Origin of the sequence: Accumulibacter sp. (assembly GCF_036625275.1) — a bacterium.
Taxonomy (GTDB): domain Bacteria; phylum Pseudomonadota; class Gammaproteobacteria; order Burkholderiales; family Rhodocyclaceae; genus Accumulibacter.
This window is the reverse complement of the sequence record NZ_JAZKUD010000147.1, coordinates 1-5,523: the sequence shown is the minus strand read 5'-3', so window position 1 is coordinate 5,523 and position 5,523 is coordinate 1. Positions and strand designations below refer to the sequence as shown.

3 protein-coding genes are annotated in these 5,523 nt (G+C 62.0%); 1 reads left to right on the top strand and 2 read right to left on the bottom strand.

The features are described 5' to 3' along the window. Positions 1–91: 91 nt before the first annotated feature. Positions 92–3,685, bottom strand: coding sequence for a helicase-related protein (locus V5B39_RS21480; RefSeq protein WP_332344861.1), 3,594 nt, complete (start codon positions 3,683–3,685; stop codon positions 92–94). Between the two features lie 286 nt (positions 3,686–3,971). Between V5B39_RS21480 and V5B39_RS21475 the strand changes: the two genes are divergently transcribed. Continuing rightward, positions 3,972–4,925, top strand: a complete 954-nt coding sequence (locus V5B39_RS21475) for an IS1595-like element ISCap3 family transposase (RefSeq protein WP_332344860.1) — start codon at positions 3,972–3,974, stop codon at positions 4,923–4,925. A gap of 337 nt (positions 4,926–5,262) precedes the next feature. Here V5B39_RS21475 and V5B39_RS21470 read toward each other — a convergent pair. After that, positions 5,263–5,523, bottom strand: a 261-nt coding sequence (locus tag V5B39_RS21470) for a hypothetical protein (RefSeq protein ID WP_332344859.1), incomplete at its 5' end; no start/stop codon positions are given.

The window sequence follows — 5,523 nt, the reverse complement described above, 5'->3', positions numbered from 1 at the left end:
GGCAACGGCGAGCATCTCGTTCTCCAGGAAGGATTGCATTACATTCTTACTTTACAGCGGGCATTCTCCTGAATCAAGCAAGCAGGAGGGCTTAGCGCGGTGTCCCGGCACGCGCCAGCAATCCGGCGAAGTCGTAATCGACAGTCACAGCGTTGAAATCGGGTTCGCGCTGAAACGGCTGGCGCAGGTAATGCACCTTGTGATTGGTCTCGTCGATGAACTCGACGATGGCGAGAATGAAGTCTTCTGGCTTGTTGAGCGAGAAGAGAATCTCGTTGCGCGTGACGGTGATCGTCGGCGCGCCGGCAACGCGGCCCTTCACTTCGATGAAGCGCAGCTTGCCGGTGCCAGGAACGCGGCTTTCAACGTCATAGCTCAGCTTCTCGAATTCGCGATCGGTGGGATCGAAGCCGAGCTGGCGCTCGATGTCCATGATGATGGCACGAGCGCGGGCGGCGCTGATCTGTGTATCGACGCGTAAAGTGGGCGTGATCGATGTTTGGCCGGTCATGGCCTTGATCAGGCCGATCGGCACCACCAGCATGCCGCCCAGTACCACTGGCGGCAGCGGCGAGATTTGCGCTTCCAGCTTCAGGTCGCCCAGACGCTTTTCGAGCCGTCCTTGAAGAAGGTCTGCGCGCTTGCGTGCCTCGCCGGAGTTGAGTCTGGCATTGGGCTTCCCTGCCTGCTCCTGCAGTTTGAGTTCTTCGGCGCGGTGGTCCCACCAGGTGATTTCCTTGGTGAGGCGATCCTTGACCGCGGCTTCAGTTCGGGTGATCAGTTCGAGCTTGCGCCCGCTGACCTCGGCCAGATGTTCCGGCACGACATGGGCGACAGCGTAGCCCTGTACCTGCTTCTCGAGTTCGTGCGTGATCCACTGACATTCGGGGCGGTCGAGGATCGATTCGATGGCGGGTTCGCCCGCAGCGATTGGCCGATAGTCGAGATAGGGGGCGTAGTGCACATGACGGGTGCTGGTGCTGGCGTCCACTTCGACGTAGAGCATGCGCTTCGACACGACCCGGCGCTCACCGGCGCGAGTGAGGCCGGCGTCCTGGATGGCATGTTCGAGGTAGAACAGCACACGCGGCTGCATTCCGGGATCACGTTCATCAACCAGCACGCTGCCGCGTTTCAGCAGATCGCGATGACGCTCCAGCGTCAGGTCGATGACGGCGTCGAGCAACGGGTGGCCGGGGCAGACAAATGCCGCCAGCGGTTGGCCCGGAGGTGCGACGAGCAATTTCTCGAAGGCGATTCGCTCATAGCGCGGCAAGACGGGTTCGCCGATGCCGATCAGGCGGTCACGATTGCGCACCGGCGCGGGTACATGGGTGATTTCGTAGCGCCGGGGCTCGCGCTGCCTGGCGGTGCCGCCGAGTTGCTTGAAGGCTTCGTGGAAGAACGACTCGATGTAGTGCGGTTGCAGCCGGCGGGCGTCGGCGCGCTCCATGTCTTCGCGGATGCGCTGCACCCGGCTGGCGTCCATGGCGTCGTGGGCGAGCGCCCGTTCTTCGAGCAGGCTCTGCAGGTGTTCCCGATCCGTCGCGACATCGAGCACCGTGGTGAGGAAGGCCTTGACCTCAGGCTTCTCGCCGTGGCGGATGGCCTCGATCAGCAGGTCGCGCAGCGACATGAGCTTGCCGTCGGACTCGAAGGCAAGTTTGCCGAGCACGTCGAACACTTGCCCGCCAAGGGCCTGGCGCGCCAGTTCGAGCTTTTCCAGCAGCCGGCGGTAGACGTCGCCCTCGCGCGTATCGTCCGCCACCAGATTCCACAGGTGGCAAACCTCGGTCTGGCCGATCCGGTGGATACGGCCGAAGCGTTGTTCGATCCGGTTGGGGTTCCAGGGCAGGTCGTAGTTCACCATCAGGTGCGCGCGCTGCAGGTTGATGCCCTCGCCGGCTGCGTCGGTGGCCAGCAGTACCTGTACTTCGGGGTCGTGCTTGAATGATTCCTGCACCTTGAGGCGCTCCTCACGGCCGATGCCACCGTGGATGATGACGACCGCCTCCTGGCGGCCAAGCAGCGTGCTGATGCGTTGTTCGAGATAGTTGAGCGTGTCGCGATGCTCGGTGAAGATCACCAGCTTCTGGTGCGGCGAAGGCGTGGGTGGCGGGATCGCGCCAGCACCATAGGGAGCTGGCGGTTCGGCGACGCGGTGGCCGATGCCGGCCGGCGTGAAGATCTCGGAAAGCAGGCTGGCCAGTTGGCACCACTTGGTATCGGTGCCGCTGCGGCGGACAGCCAGAGCCTGGCCTTCGAGCCCTTTCAGGGTCTCGATCTCGATGCGCAGTTCGGCGATCGAGCGCGCGGCGGTGGCCTGGTCGAGAATTTCTTCCTCGGCGGCGGCAACTTCGTTGTCGGGCGCTTCGTCCAGGTCATCGATGTCTTCGCCGTCGAGGGCAGGCAGTGACCCAGGGAGGATGGTCGCGGCCTGGCCGCCACGTTGCAGCACCTCAAGTTCCCAAAGTCGGCTTTCCAGCCGTTCGCGCCGGCGGCGCAGCGATTGGTAGATGGCCTCGGGTGAGGAAGCCAGGCGTCGCTGCAGGATGGTCAGGGCAAAACCGACGGTGCCGGCGCGCTTGTCGTTTTCCAGCGCTTCGGCGCGGTTGAATTCGTTGCGCACGTAGTCGGTGACCGCCCGGTAAAGCGCGGCTTCGGCATCCGAGAGTTGGTAGGGCACGGTGTAGGCGATTCGCTCGGGGAAGAGTGGCGTGCCGTCGAACTTGCGCAGGTTTTCCTTGACCATCCGGCGCATCAGGTCGGAAACGTCGGCGGTGTGCACGCCATCGCGGTAGCGTCCCTCGAAACGGTCGCCGTCGAGCAGCGCCATGAACAACTGGAAATCGGCTTCCTTACCGTTGTGTGGCGTGGCCGACATCAGCAGGAAGTGGCGGGTGAGCGTCGAGAGCAGTTGGCCAAGGCGATAGCGCTTGGTGTACTTGGTCTCGCTGCCGAACACGGTCGCCGACATCTTGTGCGCTTCGTCGCAGACCACCAGATCCCAACGGTAATCCGGCACCTGCAGCTTCTGCTGCACGTCCTCATTGCGTGAGAGCTTGTCGAGTCGGGCAATGCACAGGTTGGTTTCGAGGAACCAGTTGCCGGTGCGAGCGGCTTCGAGCTTGTCGTTGGTGAGAATCTCGAAGGGCAGGTGGAAGCGACGGTAGAGTTCGTCTTGCCACTGTTCGGCCAGGCTGCCGGGGCAGACGATCAGGCAGCGCTGTAAATCGCCACGGGCGATGAGTTCCTTGATGAGCAGGCCGGCCATGATGGTCTTGCCGGCGCCGGGGTCGTCGGCCAGCAGGAAGCGCAGCGGCTGGCGCGGCAGCATGGCTTCATAGACGGCGGTGATCTGGTGCGGCAGCGGATCGACCACCGAGGTATGCACGGCGAGCACGGGGTCAAACAGGTGCGCCAAGCGGATGCGCTGTGCTTCGGAGACCAGACGGAAAAGCGCGCCATCGCCGTCGAAGCTCCACGGGCGGCCCTGCTCGACGACTTCCAGCCGGGGTTCGTCGTGCCGGTACAACAGTTCGTTGGCGACCTTGCCGTCGGCGGTCTTGTAGGTGAGTTCGAGCGCCTCAGAGCCGAACCATTGCACGTTGACGACAGTGACCAACGCGTCGGGCAGGATGCCACGCAGTGCAGCGTTAGGCTGGAGTTGTTCGAGCTTCATCATCCCTGTGCACCGTCTTTCTTTTTGGTATCCGTGCCGCTCCACCATTGTCCAACAAACGCCATCGGGACGTAAGGGATTTATGCAATCCCCATGAGATGGCGTTGAAGCGTTTTGGGGGAGGATATGATGGAACGCGTTGGTAGGAGTCTGCCTGCGCATGGGCGCACCAAGTGAGCCCCGGATTCTGGCAAGTACTCTCCTGATTAGCAATGAGCGTCAGCTGAGCGCATCTGGTGAGCCCAGCGGGGCTTAGCCTGGACTCCGTCACCACACGGAGAGCAGCGCCATGGCCATGAATCGAATCCAGTTTCAACCGGGTTTGTCGATGCCGGAGTTCACCCAGCGCTTCGGAAGCGAGTCGCCGTGCGCAGCAGCCTTGGAGGCGGCACGTTGGCCGAACGGGTTTTCCTGTCCGCGCTGTGGTGAGCGGGCTCACTGTGTTCTGCGCGGGGGGTCGTGCAAGGTGTTTCAGTGCAACGCCTGTCGGCATCAAACCTCGCTGATCGCCGGGACGGTGTTTCAGGGTACCAAGCTGCCGCTGACCGTGTGGTTCCTGGCGATCTACCTCATCAGCCAGGCCAAGACGGGTCTGTCGGCGCTGGCTCTGAAGCGGTATCTGGGAGTGAGTTATCCCACCGCCTGGCTTATCCACCACAAGCTGATGCGGGCGATGGAACAGCGGGAAGAACGCTATGTGCTCGATGGCCAGGTGCAGGTCGATGACGCTTACCTAGGCGGCGAACGAACGGGCGGCAAGGCAGGGCGGGGTTCGGAGAACAAGGTTCCGTTCGTGGCAGCGGTTTCGTTCAGCGATGAGGGCCACCCCCTGCGTGCCAAACTCACGCTGGTTCCCGGTTTTACCCTGAAGGCAATTGCCGAGTGGGCGAAGAGCAACCTCGCACCGGGATCGACGGTGCTGTCGGATGGTCTGGCTTGCTTCAACGCCGTCACCGACGCCGGCTGCGTTCATCAGCCGACCGTCGTCGCCGGGCGAAAGCCCAAGGACCTGCCAGAGTTCAAGTGGGTCAACACGGTCTTGGGCAATCTCAAGACCAGCCTTTCGGGGTGCTACCACGCGCTTGCCTTTCGAAAGTATGGCGCTCAGTACCTCGCGGCTTTCACCTACCGATTCAACCGCCGATTCGATCTCAGGACCTTGAACGAACGGCTCCTGGTCGCCGCGGTAGCCTGCGCGCCGCGGCCCCAGCGCTCGATTCGGGCAGCTGACGCTCATTGCTAATCAGGAGTACTCTTATCTTTGCCCAGCACCGAGAGTCAGCCGCGATGGGATGGCTCAAGTGACACGGAAATTCAAAGCCGGGTATAAAACCGGGTACGAATCGGATATGCAATTAGCCAAAGCCATACACTGCAAGGCGTTCCAACGGATATTGCGGTTCAACGTCTGAGCCCCGATGGCTTGAACAGATACCGACCAAACGCGTCGTCCGGAAACATCGAGGTCAGGTCACCCTTGAAGACCACCCGATCCAGTCCTTGGACAAGGTCAAGGATGGCGTCTTTGTGCCTTTGTGCTGTTCGACGAAAATGTCCATCGTGGTAACATCCGCACATCTTCACTGGCCACCTGGCGCGGCTTCACCTGGCGCACCTTCAAGCGGCACCCGTTCTTCCGGCTCATCAGGGAAGACAGGGAAATGGCCTGGTACACAAATCCTGCACGCGCCGATCAGTGCCAGGGTCTGAGCGACTGAGAGGCTGTGAAAATATTCCTCGAAATCTGCCCGTCGGCTTGGCGGGTCCTGTATAATGACGGGGTCATTCACTTTGTCGCCCGTGCTCATGACCCCGCCCCCACCTTTGTTCCCAGACGAACC